This is a genomic window from Chryseobacterium camelliae, from assembly GCF_002770595.1.
In the GTDB taxonomy this organism is placed as follows: domain Bacteria; phylum Bacteroidota; class Bacteroidia; order Flavobacteriales; family Weeksellaceae; genus Chryseobacterium; species Chryseobacterium camelliae.
The window spans coordinates 1,713,291-1,728,452 of record NZ_CP022986.1; the positions used below are offsets into that span (position 1 = coordinate 1,713,291).

General features: G+C 44.3%; 11 protein-coding genes. All 11 read right to left on the reverse strand.

The features are described from left to right. Positions 1-42: 42 nt before the first annotated feature. The 11 genes from CGB83_RS07780 to CGB83_RS07830 all read right to left on the reverse strand — a co-directional run bounded on the left by CGB83_RS07780 (position 43) and on the right by CGB83_RS07830 (position 15,092). On the reverse strand, positions 43-1,119 hold the full coding sequence (locus CGB83_RS07780) for a DUF2931 family protein (RefSeq protein ID WP_100075282.1): 1,077 nt from the start codon (positions 1,117-1,119) through the stop codon (positions 43-45). Then, complete coding sequence (locus tag CGB83_RS07785; protein ID WP_100075283.1) at positions 1,112-2,749, reverse strand: T6SS phospholipase effector Tle1-like catalytic domain-containing protein; 1,638 nt, start codon at positions 2,747-2,749, stop codon at positions 1,112-1,114. The genes CGB83_RS07780 and CGB83_RS07785 overlap by 8 nt, the downstream gene beginning before the upstream one ends. A 2-nt stretch (positions 2,750-2,751) precedes the next feature. Beyond that, positions 2,752-4,689 (reverse strand): type VI secretion system Vgr family protein, encoded by a 1,938-nt coding sequence (locus CGB83_RS07790; RefSeq protein ID WP_100075284.1) that lies wholly within the window; start codon positions 4,687-4,689, stop codon positions 2,752-2,754. Between the two features lie 31 nt (positions 4,690-4,720). Next, on the reverse strand, positions 4,721-5,584 hold the full coding sequence (locus CGB83_RS07795; protein ID WP_100075285.1) for a lytic transglycosylase domain-containing protein: 864 nt from the start codon (positions 5,582-5,584) through the stop codon (positions 4,721-4,723). A 74-nt stretch (positions 5,585-5,658) separates the two neighbouring features. After that, complete coding sequence (locus CGB83_RS07800; RefSeq protein WP_100075286.1) at positions 5,659-8,160, reverse strand: ATP-dependent Clp protease ATP-binding subunit; 2,502 nt, start codon at positions 8,158-8,160, stop codon at positions 5,659-5,661. A gap of 253 nt (positions 8,161-8,413) precedes the next feature. After that, the gene (gene tssD / locus CGB83_RS07805) at positions 8,414-8,821 is read right to left on the reverse strand and encodes a type VI secretion system tube protein TssD (protein WP_100075287.1); all 408 of its coding nucleotides are present in this window, start codon (positions 8,819-8,821) and stop codon (positions 8,414-8,416) included. Positions 8,822-8,964: 143 nt separating this feature from the next. Next, a complete protein-coding gene (locus CGB83_RS07810; protein WP_100075288.1) occupies positions 8,965-9,933 on the reverse strand; it encodes a hypothetical protein in 969 nt (322 codons plus the stop codon). Between the two features lie 143 nt (positions 9,934-10,076). Then, positions 10,077-10,556 carry a hypothetical protein gene (locus CGB83_RS07815; RefSeq protein ID WP_172954689.1) on the reverse strand — a complete coding sequence of 160 codons (480 nt, stop codon included), beginning with the start codon at positions 10,554-10,556 and terminating at the stop codon, positions 10,077-10,079. 37 nt (positions 10,557-10,593) lie between these two features. Then, positions 10,594-11,529 (reverse strand): hypothetical protein, encoded by a 936-nt coding sequence (locus CGB83_RS07820; RefSeq protein WP_157761375.1) that lies wholly within the window; start codon positions 11,527-11,529, stop codon positions 10,594-10,596. Next, entirely contained in the window at positions 11,526-14,570 is a 3,045-nt protein-coding gene (locus CGB83_RS07825) for a glycoside hydrolase family 19 protein (protein ID WP_100075291.1), read from the reverse strand. The genes CGB83_RS07820 and CGB83_RS07825 overlap by 4 nt, the downstream gene beginning before the upstream one ends. An 18-nt stretch (positions 14,571-14,588) precedes the next feature. Further along, a complete protein-coding gene (locus tag CGB83_RS07830; RefSeq protein ID WP_100075292.1) occupies positions 14,589-15,092 on the reverse strand; it encodes a DUF4280 domain-containing protein in 504 nt (167 codons plus the stop codon). Positions 15,093-15,162: the final 70 nt, after the last annotated feature.

A 15,162-nucleotide genomic window follows, 5' to 3' on the forward strand; every position in this document is an offset into this window, starting at 1 on the left:
CTTATGATGACCGGTAATATATTACATTATATTGAGAATGGTTTAACGATAGGATTCTTTAAAAGTAAAATCACTTTGGTAAACCCTTGTACTGTCGGTTGGAACCGGCTGCTGATTAACCAGCACCTGAAAACTGCTGTTGTCCGGAGCAATCCTGATATCCATTTTAAAATCTTTTCCTGCTTTGCTGAACTGTTCATTGACTTTCTCCCAGCTGAAAAAAGCCCGGCCCTCAAACGCCTGTCCTTTTCCGGTTTCCCAGAAGAAAGCAATCTCTTTAGGCACCGAACGCTCTTTAACCGGAGGTTTTTCTACCCAGGGACGGAGCATGATTTCTTTTTCCCCATTATAGTATTCCGGCTGCATCCTGAAAACCTTCAATCCTTTATTTTCTGAGCTGATATAAGGTGCCCAGGCATATCTTTTCTGATAATTCTTCCATTCGGCAGGCGACGCATCAGGAATAAACATCTTTGCTTTGATCTCCTGCCTTGTCTGGGATATTGCAGAGAACATCTTTTCTGCATATTTCTGGTCATCCTTCACTACCTCGGCCTGAAATTCACCCAACTGTATTTCTACATAGCCGAAACGAAGCCACACCACCACCATTCCTTTCGGGGCAAAACCGAAAACAAGCGTCCCGAACTTGTAGTAGGACATTCCGAACTTATTGTATTTTTCATTATAATCAGGTTTATCCCTGATATTGATGAATTCCTTTAAAGGTTCATCCGAAGATTTTGATTCCTCATTCGCATATGCTCTCTGAACAAGATCCTGAATTTTCTCTTTGGGAAAGTCTGCTTTAAGATGGTAAAAGGTATCTTCATAATTGGAAAAATAGACGATATCCGCACCGATCGGTGTGCCGCCCTGCTCAGTAAATCCTTTCCCAGAATCTCCCCAGGTTCCCGATGAGCTGCCGTACGGTAAATGCGCCGGAACACCCTCCAGGGTAATAATCTCATCTTCTACCGGGGTAACCAGATAATTGTTCCATGGATGTGAAATCTGTACACTATAACTCGGCAAAGGCATATCTTTTTTACTCATATCCTGACAGTTGATAAGCTGGAGCATACCCAGCAGAAAAATAAAAACTTTGTATTTATCCATTGAGTATATATCTTTTGCGTTCTGCCAGAGGCTTTGCTCCGGATACCCTCGGGCCCATTCCTATTGAATCCATATTGGCAGACCAATGCAGGTAACGGTTCCTGAGTTTTTTCAGGTCACCGCTGTCCAGATTTGAATCCAGGTAAGAATACCGCTTTGATTCAGCAATATATTCACCTGCTGAAGGATTTTTATGGGCATTGTAATCATTGACATACTGGTTTCTCAGGCTGTTGCACTGAACAATATATCCGCTGGTTAATGTACTGCTGATTCCCTGTATGAAAGCATCTTTGATTTCCTGGCGGGACACCAGATTTTCATCGTACTTAACGTCAAACTGTTTGGAATAATGAATCATGTGATACAGCGAAACCTTACCATACTCATTGGATACGTTTCTTTTTCCCCACAGTCTATATTTGATTATGGTAGCCTTGCTGGGAACCACACTGGATTCGATCCATATTTCAGAGTCAATGAACCAGCCCTCTTCTATTAAAAGGTCCCTGAAACGTTTGCATTCCGTACTGCTGTTAATCTGTTCGTATAACAGCACTTTCTCTTCTGCATTATCCACATAACCGCCACCGATGTCTGAATGCACACCGGGCAAAGTGAGCTGCAGACCGCGGATTCCCGCACTGTCTATGTTGGTAAGGCTGAAATTATCCCGGTATTCTTCTGCTGACGCCAGCTGAAGGACAAAAGACGCGTTCCTCACGGCATTCAGTCCCAGCTGTTTGGAATCGTCATCCACAATACTGAATCCGAATAATGAAGTCCCTTTATGATTGACTCCATAGGAAGCCACAGTATCGTATAATCCGACAAAATTAAATCTGATGTTTTTAACCTTCAGGTTCTTGCTGAGCAGGCATGCTCCGAAATACCCGTATTTAAGCAGTGGCGAATCCGGCTCATTGATGATCAGGTATTGCGAAGGCATCGCCTCTGCATCTGATTTTTCATAATACGTAGGCGGATAGACGATGATTTGTTTATCCGACAGGGCTTCTGATTTTGCTGTGCTGCTCGCAATATGCAAAAAATGGCGCGCCGCCGCGGCTCCCCTGCTGAATCCGTATACATTAACGGTGAGCACATCAATGGTTTTCCCCGAAAATTTCATCTGGATGGCCTCCGCTCCTTTTACACAGCCTTTGGTCGCTTTTGCTTTCACGCCCCTTTCATTCATCCCCATCCCTGCTCCCCGGATCGGATACCCGAACGTATCACCATCAGACTTCATATCCACTGTTCCGATGCCTTCGATGTAATAAGATACCTGGTTCTGTGCATTGGGATCAACGGCATCATAGCCTTTGGCTACATTACTGAAGTCATTGGCATAACTTCCTTCGGGAGCAGCCTGGCGGCTTCCTGCCTGGGTATTGGTCTTGTTGTTCAGGGTTCCGTCAAAAAACAGGTTCAGGCTGACATCGATGGTATTCACAGGTTTATCAGCAGGACTGATCGGCTGAACCTTATTATAGCTTACCCCTGCTTCCGCGCCTTTCTGCTCTACGGTTTCAGCACTGTTATGGCTGATGCCTTCTTTAGCGAAGGTCCTGTAGTCGCCACCGGTCTGTGTAATGACTTTCCCTTCTACAATATATTCGATGCTCATCCCTAGTGATTTTTAGATTTCTCTCCACTGTTATTCTGAACTTCTTTTTCCGCATGGTGTTCCACCTTGCCCTGGCTGCTTACTTCCACCCCTTTCATGCTGGTCACTTTGTGCTCTTTTTCACCGTATACCTCCATATCCCCTTTCACGTAGTGGCTCATTTTACCTACCACATTGGTGAGGAAATCGGCGCCTGTAGAGAGGTATTTCATTGATCCTACACTTTCGGTGTAATTGACCATGATGGTGTCTGATTTATTCATTCCCACATTGGTTGTCATATTCATCCCGACATTGATGTTCATATTCTTACAGTTGAACGTCATGGTCTCGGGTGCGGTAATGGTGATATTGCTGCCGGTAGTATCCAGCTGGATTTCATTGCCGGATTTATCTGTAATGATGATGCTTTCATCTTCCGTAAATACGATCCTGTGCCCGCTCCGGGTCTGGATGGCTTTCACACGGTTATCAGCACCGCCTCCCAGTCCAACGCCTCCATGGAACATTCCGCCCATGACAAACGGCCGGTCCGGGTGACTGTGGACAAAGTTCACCATTACCTGGTCTCCTACCTCCGGAATCGCTACATAACCCCTGTTCTGGGTGATCTGATCGGTTCCGCCGGCATCAGGGCTCATCATCCTGATGAAGTGGGTAGTATCATTGGTCTGCCAGTCGAACCTCACCTGCACCCTTCCCTGCCCTTCCGGGTCTGCATTGGAAATAACGGTAGCGATTTGCGGTTCGGCTTTAGGAATGGTATAATCGGGTTTCGGTAAAAATCCTGTATCTGAAGCTATGCTTTCAAAACTGCCCTTATAATGGCCGATGGTATCGATTTCATGGGATACTTCCGTAACCATTACTCTGGTAAAATAGGATGTTTCATTGGAGTCAGGCTTTCTCATCTGTACATCCACAACGCATCCCGGATGCAGGAACGGCACGGTGGTATTTCCTGAGATTGAAAATACATTGACAGCTTCGCTGCCTGCCGCACTTCTCTGGGAGTGTTCCACATCCACATGGGTAGCTGCTTTGATGGGAGCCACTCTGAGAGCAGGTGTTTTATAGATTCTATCGTTATTCTGATAGGCTGTTTTTGCCATATCGCTAACATGCTGTACCGGCGTTTCCCCTGACGTCAGCTTTTCATTCCTGCTGCTGTTGTATCCGTAAAACTGAGGCTTGGTATGGACAGCTTTCAGCTCCACCTTGACATCACTGGCGCTGCTGCCGTAAGTAAGCTTAATCGGTTTGTTCTGGGAAGGAAGTTTCCCGAAATGAAGGACTTCACCGTCATAGTAAAACTGTTCTCCATAAGCTTCCGCCATTCTTGCCAGGTAATTGTAATGTGTTTCGTCATACTGGCTGCTGTAGATAATCTGTGAATAATCATTGGCATCGATGCTTACATCAAACCGTTCCATATCAATGCCCTGTTTGATTACTTCATTGGCAATGATGCTCATATTAACCGGCTGTGCACCTCCGAAACTCTGAATATGCGGGGCTCCGTCCAGTAAAATGGTCGGGCTATAGCCTGAAAGCACAATATTTCCAAGGCTCATATTTTCCTGGCTGTATGCCACTCCTGTAATCACCCCTACAAAAGTCCTTTCGGGGCTGTTTTCGATATCTTTATAAGAGATAACCGCGGTCAGCCGCTTTCCGAGAAATTTATTCGCTTCTTCAAGCGTATGGGTCTGGCGGTTTCCCAAAGCATCATAAGCCAGTGTGAGGGTAAATTCATGGTGCCTCCTGGTACTTTGCTTCAGCCTGAAATGCTTGTAATATCGGATTACCTGCCCTTCCACCACTAAGGAAAGCTTTACCAGCCTGTTGATTCCGTTGTGATGGCTTTCCGAAATACCGTCTGCATTCTGTGACGGTCGGAAAGAGGGATTCTTTACTGTATCTTGTGATTCTGTTTTCATATGAAATAGTGTTTGGATCGGTTGGTGTTGATTACTGGGATACAGGACTGCTTTCCTTTACAGACCGTGAGAGAATCTTATTTTTTCTCATCAGGAAATCAGGCATGAGGTCCATAGGCAGGAAAAATGAACTTTCCCCTTTGCTCTGAAGGGTTTCGTTGATTCCCGGGTTCCAGGCGAGTAGCTGGTCTATATTCACGTGCAGCTCATCTGCAATCACTTTCAGGTTGAATCCTGCATTGATATCGGTTTCCGCAAGTTCGGGACGGCTGACTTTACTTCCGCCGTTCACAAGAAAGACGGTATTCATCCTTGAGGAATTATAATTCGCCAGTACGCTTTGCAGCTCACCGGTAGCATAGCATGCATTGAGGTATTTGTTAACGTGATTAATGGTCTCATCAGGCAGGTATTTATAGAAAATATGGTACTGTGATGAACCTGCCGCCTGCATCGCTTTGGCAATATTGCCTTCACCGCAGTTGTACGCAGCCACGACGGTAACCCAGTTGTTGTACTTTTTATACAGTTTGGACAGGGAGACAACGGCTGTTTTCGTGCTTTTGTACAGGTCATTACGGTTCTGTTCCGAGAGTCCGTACTGATTGGCATGGGAAGTCATGAATTGCCACACTCCCACTGCTCCGGCTCCGGAAATAACATTTCTGTTGAAACCGGATTCAATAAGTGCCAGATTTCTCAGGTGGCGTGGAAGCCCTTTCTGCGAAAGAGAATATTCTATAAATTTCACAATATCCTTATTGGTATTGATGATGGTCTTATACCTACGTACGCTGTTCTCGGACGTATCTGTTGCCGAAAGAAACTGTCCGTACGCAGACCATGAGCATACCCAAACCAGAATTGTTGTGAAAATCATTCTGAAACTATTCATTATAAGCTATTTAACATATTAAATGATTATTTCCCAGGAAACTCAGCATTCCGTAGTATGCTTCCTGAGCAATATTATGCTTCTTCTACTTTCCAGCTCACCTTCTGTTCTTCATGGTCCCAGTCTGCAAAGATGGTCTGCCCGGCTTTCACTTCTTCCCTTACGATCATCTTCGAAATCGGTCTGGCAAGCTGTGCCCTGATCACGCCGGAGATCTGCCTTGCGCCATATTTGCTGCTGAAGCCTCCCAAGGCAAGGTTTTTCACTGCCTCATCAGAAATTTTCAGGGTAATGCCCAGACGGTTTAATGAGCTGTGCAGAGATTTCAGCTGGATGTTGAAAATCCTTTCCGCAATAGATTCTGTGATTGGTGCAAACGGAATAATCTCTGTAATCCTCGCCAGGAACTCAGGCCTGAATTTTCCGGAACCTGACATGATCTGCATCAAAGCCGAAGATTCAGGGATCTTACCTTCTTCAAACTGACGTACGATTTCCTCACTTCCGATGTTTGAGGTAAACAGGATGAGCGCATTACTGAAATCGCCCTCCTTACCCAGCTTATCATGGACTTTTCCTTCATCCATGATCTGTAAAAACACATCGAAAACGGAATGATGAGCTTTTTCAATTTCATCAAACAGGACTACCGTATAAGGCTGCTGCCTGATTTTATTGACCAGCATTCCGCCTTCTTCATATCCCACATATCCCGGAGGCGCACCGTAAAGCAGTGCCGCAGAATGTTCTTCTTTAAATTCAGACATATCAAAACGGACCATTGCTTTCTCGTCATTAAAAAGCAGTTCAGCCATGGATTTCGCCAGTTCCGTTTTCCCGGTCCCCGTAGGTCCGAGAAGGAAAAATGAACCTATCGGCTGTCCCGGTTTGTTCAGTCCGCTGCGGTTTTCAACAATCGCATCGGAAAGGATTTTAAGGGCATGATCCTGGCCCACAACTCTTTTCAGAAGCATGGATTCCATATTGAGAAGCTTTTCTTTTTCCTGGGCCTGTATCTTCCCGATCGGGATATTGGTTTTGGCAGCCATAACGGCAGCCAGTTCCAGCCGGTCTACTTTTTCTCTCTTTTTTGAAGCATGCTGAAGGAGCTCTTCGTAGGTACGGTCAATAACTTTCCTGATCTCTTCTACCGGCATCGAATTGTCCAGTGCCGGCTGTTCGCTTAAAGATCCCCAGAGAATTGGGCTGATCTTATCTCTCAGCAAATTATAGGTCCAGATCAGTTCATCCGCCTTGTCCTTCTCGTCAGGATAGGTTTCCAGCAGAAGGCTTTCATAACTGCTCTTCCAGCTGTCGAGTTCCTTTTCCGAAAGCTCATCGAGCATCTTGATGGCCGACATGGTCCTGTCCAGCAGGTCAATCGCTGCATCCGGCAACTTTTTACCCTTGGCGTATCTTTTCGCCAGGCGAACACATTCGGGAAGGGCGGTTTTTTCCACTTCTATCCCGTGGTGTTTTTTATATCCGTCCAGCAGGACGTCAATCATTTTGACGCAGGTTTTTTCATCGGGCTCATGAACGGTCAGAACCTCAAAGCGCCTGTTGAATGCCTGCTCAGGCTCGATGATTTTCCTGTACTCTTCCTGTGTGGTAGCTCCGATGACGGTAATTTCACCTCTCGCCAGTTCAGGCTTCAGGAGATTGGCGACATTGCCTATGCTTCCCTTAGGGTCAAGAAGCGTATGGATCTCATCGATGAAAAGGATGGCCTTTTCTATTTTTTTGCATTCATTAATGATCTTTTTCAGGCGGTCTTCAATTTCGCCTTTATAGGAAGTGCCTGCCAGCAGTGCACCGGTATCCAGTTCAAGCAGCGTTGCATTCTTAAGCATTTCCGGAACGTTACCTTTATTGATTTCTATAGCAAATCCTTCCACCAGGGCTGTTTTCCCCACTCCGGGTTCCCCGATGATAATAACGTTGGGCTTGCTTCTGCGGCACAGGATTTCTACAAGCATCCTCAACTCCTTATCCCGCCCGATGATATTCTCCAGTTCCCCTTTTTTAGCCTGCGCGGTCCTGTCTACGCAATAGTTTTTAATGGAAGGGAAAGAGGCTTCGGAAAAATCTGAACCCTTGGAAAAAATAGAAGAAAATTCCCCGTTTTCTCCGGCAGCGAAAGGCGTATCTTTCCGGTACAGGTTAAATACCTCATGTTCCCGCAGTGGCAGTGATTTAAGCTGCTGAAGGCTGAAAGCTACCTGAGGCTTTACAATAGCCGTAAGGATGCAGACCGGTGTGATTTCATCCAGCCCCAGCTTCAGGCGTATATCGTCTGCTTCCTCCACGATACGGTCAACCGTTTCATCCTGTCCGGCTTCATCGGGAAGATGCGTGGTTTTAGGATAGTCTTCGATGCGCACATCCGCCCATTCGTAAAAATAGCCCGGATCCTTATCTATGCTTTTTAGAAATTCATTCAAACCGATATCCTTATGCATCAAAGCCTGCAGGATATGCGGTGCACCGTATGTGGCATTATAATTTTCTCTTGCAATAGACTGCGCAATATGAAAAAGCTGTTTTACCGTTTCGTTGGTGACCAGTACTCCCATGTTGTATTTTTTTCAATTAATGTTATCTGATTTGGTGGTGGTTAGAATCATTTTACCGCTTACAGCAGCATAATCCTTAATCCTTAAAAAAGTTTAATTCTTTTACTAAGATATTAGTTTTTTTCAGAACATAAAAATTTATGCCTTAAGGATGTAAGGTAACATTAATATTCTCAGCATAGCAAAGTATGATGAAAATTAAACAGAAAAGACTGCCTCTGAGACAGTCTTTACAGGTTATGATTGTTCCGGATTACCCCAGCGGCCAGATACCGTCGTAGAAAGAATTACCGTATGTGATTTTTTCTGCGCTTACCACGAAGCTGATCAGCATATTGTTGCTGTCTATAGCATCAAAGTCCACTTCGTGCTGGATGACATATCCGTTTTCCCAGCTAAGGGTGATCAGGGTACCTTCCTCATGGGATTTATTGAATGTGATTTCTCCTTTTGTAGGTTTGTATTTTCCGTTCAGCAAGCTTTCCAGGATGTCCGACTGCTCAGTAGCCTCCACGGTTAATTTGATAATCGCATTGGAAGGATCTGAGGCTACTCTTCCGGATACATCTGTAGATCTGGAGACACTGTAGTTCAGTTTTAATAATTTCTGATCTCCCCCACCGTTGAATTTTAAGATTCCTCTTGAATTGTTTGCCATAATTGTAAATTTTAATCGTTAATACTGTTTATTCGATGATTCTTATACAAAGATAAATCAGCAGATTTTTTTTTGAAAATTTTTAAAAATATTTTTTGAATTTTGTCGTATTTCTACGATTGCATGTCGTAATTCTACGATCCGTTTTATGGCTTTTCATCAACAATGACCTGCGTGGTATTCCTGGAACCATATTCAGTATATTCGTAATCGATCCTGATACCTGCGATCAGACCGTCTTCTTTGCGGATGATATACTGCCCGCTGTACAGGGCACCGGGAAATGCGGCATCTGGTTCGGTTTTCTGACTTAAAAGAATCTCAGAAGGTTGTACAGGGGGTTCAGCGGTCTGGATAATTGCTAAAGAAATTCCGGGATCGGATAAAGGAAACGGATAACGGGATATCCCATTCCTGAACGGAGTGCGTATAGAAGCAAAATAGGTTTTGATAAAGATATCGTCCTTCATCCTTTCATTAAAAAGCTCAGGTTTCTGAACGGCATAGGCAAACTCTTCAATGTAGGTTTTTGCATACGGACCCGGATATAAGTCCAGAAGCCTGTCTTTGATCTCCTTGAAACGGCCAGCCACCTCCGGGCTCATCCGTATACCGGTAATTTTTCCTTGCAGATCGGTTTTTATTTCTATAGGATTCAGGGATTTGATGCAGTCTTCGGCAAGGTCTCCCAGAATACCGTCTTTCCGGTTGTAAAAACTGAGTTTGGAATAATGGAAGAGATGATTGCCTTCTTCAAGACCCATCCATTGCAGGAGGGCATCATAAAAGACGGCCTGCTGGGAAACTTCCTGTTCAAGATATGTCTTTTCTACTATGCCAACGGAATATTTCCGGTTAAGCTGTTGCGGCTGAAAAGGGATTTCCGGGTTTCTGTCCGGGCTTTTGAACGGGGCATCATTCCTGAGGTTATACTGTGCAATATCCGAATCTGCCGGAATGAGGAGCCGTTTCCCGGGAATTAACCTGTCAACGATAAAATCTTCCCTGGCACACCGCCGGTTGTGGTATTCTTTCAGGTAAAGCGGATTTTCCAATTTTATGTCTTCAGCGATACTTTCAAGCGTTTCTCCGTGAAGGATAAAATGAACAATCATAGAGCGGTCTTTTGATATAGACCAATTTAGGTAAAAATTTTTAACATCCCAACAGTTTTTTCAGGCTGTCATCCGCGAGTACAACCGGTTAAATCAGGTATTTTTAAGGTAAACACATATTGTAAAATCAGTTTCCGTACTCATTATCTGGCAACACATGAATCGAATGCATCTTTCCATTTGGCATCATATTTTAACACCAGAGGCTGCTCAAGATTTGCTGATGTGTTCATCAGCCGGCCATCCTTTTTTCGGTATTCTATCCATCCTATGATTCCGCTCCCCCCGGAATCAATAACAAGCTGGCACAAAATGGTTTCTTTATTATCATAATCGATCACGAGATTTACTTCTTTTTGATCAATCTTCCATTCTGAAAAGGGAAAATTACTGCTCCTCACCAGTTCGGTGAGATAATCATAACAGTTTTCAGCCGTTTTACCTGCAGGAGCCTCAGCAATCCTGCGAACAGCAATGCTATCAGCAGCTTTTTCTTTTTTAACAGGCTCTCCCTTACAGGAACAGAAAAGAAGTACCAAGAACAGTCCTAGCATTTTTTCTGAACAGATGGGTAATATTTTATGGGTAAAATGAAGCCTGCCATATGTAATCCCGGATTTCATGACGGTTTTATTGATTAATACCATAAAAATCGGGTTCTTATTTCCCTGAAGTACAATGGGCTTTCTTTTCACTTTCAATGAGCTGACTGAAAATGTCATCAGTAGGTTTCGGCAATATGATCTTCGGGCTGAATGTGCAGACCTGCTTTTTTTTATCCTGCCATGAATCAATTTCATGCACCACCTTATCAATAACAAAGTTTTTATTATACCTGATAAAATAGGTATACCGGTCAGTTCCTTTCGGAAAATCTGTAGTCACTGAGAAACCGTTGCCTTCTTTTTTGATCCCGGATACCTGGTTTCCGCCATCCTGGGAAAAATTGGTTGACTGCAACTGTAATGCATAACCATTATCCTGCAGAAAGAAAACAAAAAGGCCATCACCGGTCCCCGGCTTATTGCTGAAAATCTTATCCTCTTTACCGTCACCGTTGATATCCAGGCTAGTCATGGATAATTCGTCATTTTTCATGTAGGCATCTATCGCTGATGAAGAAGAGGCCGTTTTCTGCGTGCCGTCATCCAATTTGTTATAGTAATCCACCAGTGAAAAAACCAATGGCCGGCTTCCTTCGCGGTATTCTATGACAAGCCAGTTGTTTTTCTGGTCTTTTTTACTGAAGACAAACTTTTCTTTCGGAAAGCGGATCGTCTTATGATGGGTGTAGACTGCTTTTTCTTTTAACCGGCCTGAAATTTCAGCCATATAGTAATTGCTGTCGTCTGCCACAGTATAAAATACATCTTCTCCCATGGCTTTCTTTAAGGAGTCGGATTCTTTCTCACCCGGATAGAGGATATATATTCCGCTGTTATTCACAAGGGTATCCTGAATACTGCCCATTACTTTCTGAACCGTTTCAGGTGCCGCCGCAGTTTTTGCGGTGACCGTGTTTTTTTTACAGGATATGGCCAGTGTAAAGAGAGAAAAAACTCCCAGCACTGTACTATGATATATTGGTTTTATCATTGGTTTATTTCTATGTGGTAAGCTCCGTTTTCATCCAGCAGCTGATGGAGTTCCGTTCTTTTCTGCATCTCGCTTTTGAAATCTGCAGGGTTGGACAGCCTTCTGATGGACACGTCAAACGTGTTCATTACTTCCGGGTTGGCCAGGTGCTTTGATACGGTAGAAGGTCCGAGCTCATTGATCTTAGCTTCCATCTCAGAGATGATGTCAGCTTCTGCCTTGCCTGCCTTTTTTCCAGCTGCATAGACATCGATAACCTGATCACCGGCATTGGCATAAATTCCTTTTTGCGTGGCCACACTGGTCCTGCTTATATTTCCATACATAATTCTTGCCTGGTCTCCGGGTGTTCTCGCGGTACTGGTAATGTAAATATCATTGTTTTTGGAGGCGGCACCCACTTCTTCCAGGATGGTTCTCGTCCTTTGCGAAATTCCGTCTGCCAACGCTGTTTCACCTTCAAAATGAATATTTACCGTACCTCCGCCTGCTGCAGGCGTGGTCTTCCCACCATGAATACATTCTTCCGGGTATTTAAAGATCTTCTTTATTTCCTTCAGGTATTTCCTTCTCTCTGTCCTACCGTTTCCTCCTCCGTTCACCAGCCAGCTAACGGTGTCAATATAATCTGCATCTGCGAGGAGATTGAGATTTACGGTTCCGTATTTCTTGCTTACTCCGTCGACTTCGTAAGTACATTCCTGCTTTGGGAATTGTTTACCGGTTGACCCGTCATATTCACTGAATGAAGTTTTCGGTACTGTCCACGTACTTCCCGGGCTCAGCTGCTTCCCTTGCTGCCAGAACCATCCTGCCGTATCTACGGTAAGGTTCAGCTCTTCCGCCACTTTTTCGTAATTGGTAACGACATCTACTCCGGAGTAGGATTTGTATCCCGCATAGCCGTCTTTCCACGTCAGCTGCATGAGCCCTCTTCCCACATAGGGCTTATAGCTGTCTTTACCGTTATACTCTTTTGTGGTCTGTAACCGGTCTGTTTCATGATACACCTGTGCCAGGAAATGGATTTTCCTGATGCAGGTATTGATTTCATATTTGGTAAAGGCCTCATTCAGTTTTTTAATAAAACTTTCATTGGTCTTATCATCCAGCTTACAGTTAGTGGCAGTAAACATGGAGGAAGTATTGGCCATCCCCTCACTTTCCCTGAGTTTTTTAAGGATTTCTTCAAACTCCTGAAGCGTAATATCACGGTTACAGAAGCATCTTTTACCAACAACAAAATAGGCACCTTCTTTTTTAAGGAATTCTCCCTCATGTTTTTTAAGATTGCCCTGACATTCTGCTTTAAGCCAAAGATATTCCGTTACCGTTTTGTATACGTCAAACGTCACCGTATCGCCTTTATGGTAGGCATCATTGGTTAAAGCCTTGACGATGGTTTCTGTTTTTGCAAATTTCTTTTGGGTGGAAAGCTGGGATTTGATTTTATCGGCAATAGTTTTAGCCACACTATTTTTCTGTTCTTCAGTGGATGTGGCATTATTCCCCCCGAAAGTGTAGGTATGGGTACCGTCTTTAATGCCGCTTAATTTCCCTTTCCATTCAGTAAGTTTTTCATCAGCTTTAGGGCGGAGCTTGATCTTAACTTTAGCCAGGTTATTCTGGACAATGGCCTTGAGAACCGTTATTTCATTACCGTTTTCTTTCCCCTCAAGTACCGGAAGGTCAGCATCTTTTGCGATAAAAACTGATTCTTTTTCTTTGATCCTGATGCTTACTTCTTTGCCCTCCAGCAGAAATGCTTTGGCAACCACATACACCTCTTCTTCCAGCGGGGCGCTGTTGATGCGGATAAATTCAGGGCCAAGCTTAAACAGATTGATGGAAATGACTTCATCTTTTTTATAAGAAGTTTTTGTGAGCGACTGTTTAATATTTTCCAGTTTGGTATATTTCTTATCCGCTTTTACAACAGGATCAATTTTAGATTTAATGATTCCGGCGATTTTATCTTTATCGATATTGTTGTTATTGTTGCCGAATTTATATTGATGCTGCCCGGCAGCCTCATCTGTTTCCTTGATAAACTCTTCTTTGGCGAAATAAGCATCCAGCAGGCCTTCTGTTTTCGGTTCCTGTACGATACTGGTGGTTTTGCCCTGCGGATTTGCCTGTGCCGGCTTCTGATCCGGCTTTATAATCCCGTTTGATTCTGCCCAGTCCCAGAGTTCCGCCAATTTCTTTTTTACAGATTCGGTCATGGAATCTACAATTCCCTTTTCCTCTTTTTGAGGCGCAGACTTTGAAGCTGCAGGGGAGCCCTCCGCCTTAGTCGAAGCAGCAGGATCTCTTTTCGGAGCACCTGCCGGTGAGGATGGTGGCGCAGGAGCTTTATAATCAGGATTATTTACTTTTGCATCGGAGGTTGCATGCTTTTTATTTTTATAGTATTCCACCGTCACATAAAACTGTAGCTCTTTAGGATTCCGCTCTCCTTTGGCAGCCTGTTGCATCAGCGCTTTGGTAAGGACAAATTCTGCAGCAGCCACCCCTGTTTTGTCTACAACAGCTTCCCTGCTTTCCACAAACAGATTATTTGCATCATGCCCATTTCCTTTAACATCATCTTCCCAAAGGGTAAAGATCAGTTTTTCCCCTGTAAGGTTAATGCATTTGGCTTTGGCCACCAGCTTGTCCTGATAGCTGAATACTGTTCCCGGAGCATCATCAACATACCGGAGTTCAACACTGCTTATTTTAGGAACGTCCGCCGGTTGTGGCGTAATATCTAACGTTGTTGGTCCCTTACCTTCCGGCTCATGGAGATAAGCCTCCAGGCGATAGGTATGCTTGGCGGCTACCTGTCCGAATGTAAAGCTTCCGCTTCCTGTTTTTCTGATGTTGGTCGTGGTAAAGCTTCCGTCGGGACGTTTTTTAAACAATTCCCAGGTAACCAGTGCCGGATTGCGTTTTTCACTCGGCGTAGCCGGATACCAGTCTGAAACCATATAGGTGGTCTGCTCACCGATCACGGGAGCAGGATTGCCTGATATTTTTGAAACACCCTGTTTAGCCATGGAAGAGAATTTTAAAGATTAATACGCGTCGAGATCGCTTTCCTGTACTGTTTCCCGGTAATCATCCATTTTAACCATGGGATTGATATGCTGTACGGTTTTACGGTCGGCATTCTGTACATTTTTCTTGCTTACTTCCCCGCGCTGCCCGTGATCTTTTATGGTAATCTTCCCTCCAACCACGCACTGGAGTTCGGAAGCTTCCGTAACAATACTTTTACCCATGACTTTTACTTTATCATAGGTTTTCTGCCATTTACCGGCAGGAGCATAGGAACAGGGAAGATTGCCGCCTGAACTGGGCTTGAGTTTACACTTTCCGAAACTCGGTCCGGAGGGATTGAACTGAAGGTCATCTTCGGTAACGGCAAGGTAGTCTGCATTTCCATCAGAATCATTCCAGTAATGCTGCTGATGGGCCGTCACTTTATACTGCGGGAACTGGTCGCCCTGGTTGCATTGCGCCTGCCCTTTCTGTACGACAAAGTGTTTGCCGTCGTGAAGCGATGATTGATCTGACATATCAATGGGATTTGGAGTACCCTCAAAGATAAAAATTTTACCTTTAAAAAATAAAAAAAGCAGAAATAAT

Coding starts and splice junctions, on each gene's coding strand:
- CGB83_RS07810 (WP_100075288.1), bottom strand. CDS start 9,933: ATGATTGTTCATTTTATCCTTCACGGAGAAACGCTTGAAAGTATCGCT.
- CGB83_RS07820 (WP_157761375.1), bottom strand. CDS start 11,529: ATGATAAAACCAATATATCATAGTACAGTGCTGGGAGTTTTTTCTCTC.
- CGB83_RS07815 (WP_172954689.1), bottom strand. CDS start 10,556: ATGAAATCCGGGATTACATATGGCAGGCTTCATTTTACCCATAAAATA.
- CGB83_RS07780 (WP_100075282.1), bottom strand. CDS start 1,119: ATGGATAAATACAAAGTTTTTATTTTTCTGCTGGGTATGCTCCAGCTT.
- CGB83_RS07790 (WP_100075284.1), bottom strand. CDS start 4,689: ATGAAAACAGAATCACAAGATACAGTAAAGAATCCCTCTTTCCGACCG.
- CGB83_RS07785 (WP_100075283.1), bottom strand. CDS start 2,749: ATGAGCATCGAATATATTGTAGAAGGGAAAGTCATTACACAGACCGGT.
- CGB83_RS07800 (WP_100075286.1), bottom strand. CDS start 8,160: ATGGGAGTACTGGTCACCAACGAAACGGTAAAACAGCTTTTTCATATT.
- CGB83_RS07825 (WP_100075291.1), bottom strand. CDS start 14,570: ATGGCTAAACAGGGTGTTTCAAAAATATCAGGCAATCCTGCTCCCGTG.
- CGB83_RS07795 (WP_100075285.1), bottom strand. CDS start 5,584: ATGAATAGTTTCAGAATGATTTTCACAACAATTCTGGTTTGGGTATGC.
- CGB83_RS07830 (WP_100075292.1), bottom strand. CDS start 15,092: ATGTCAGATCAATCATCGCTTCACGACGGCAAACACTTTGTCGTACAG.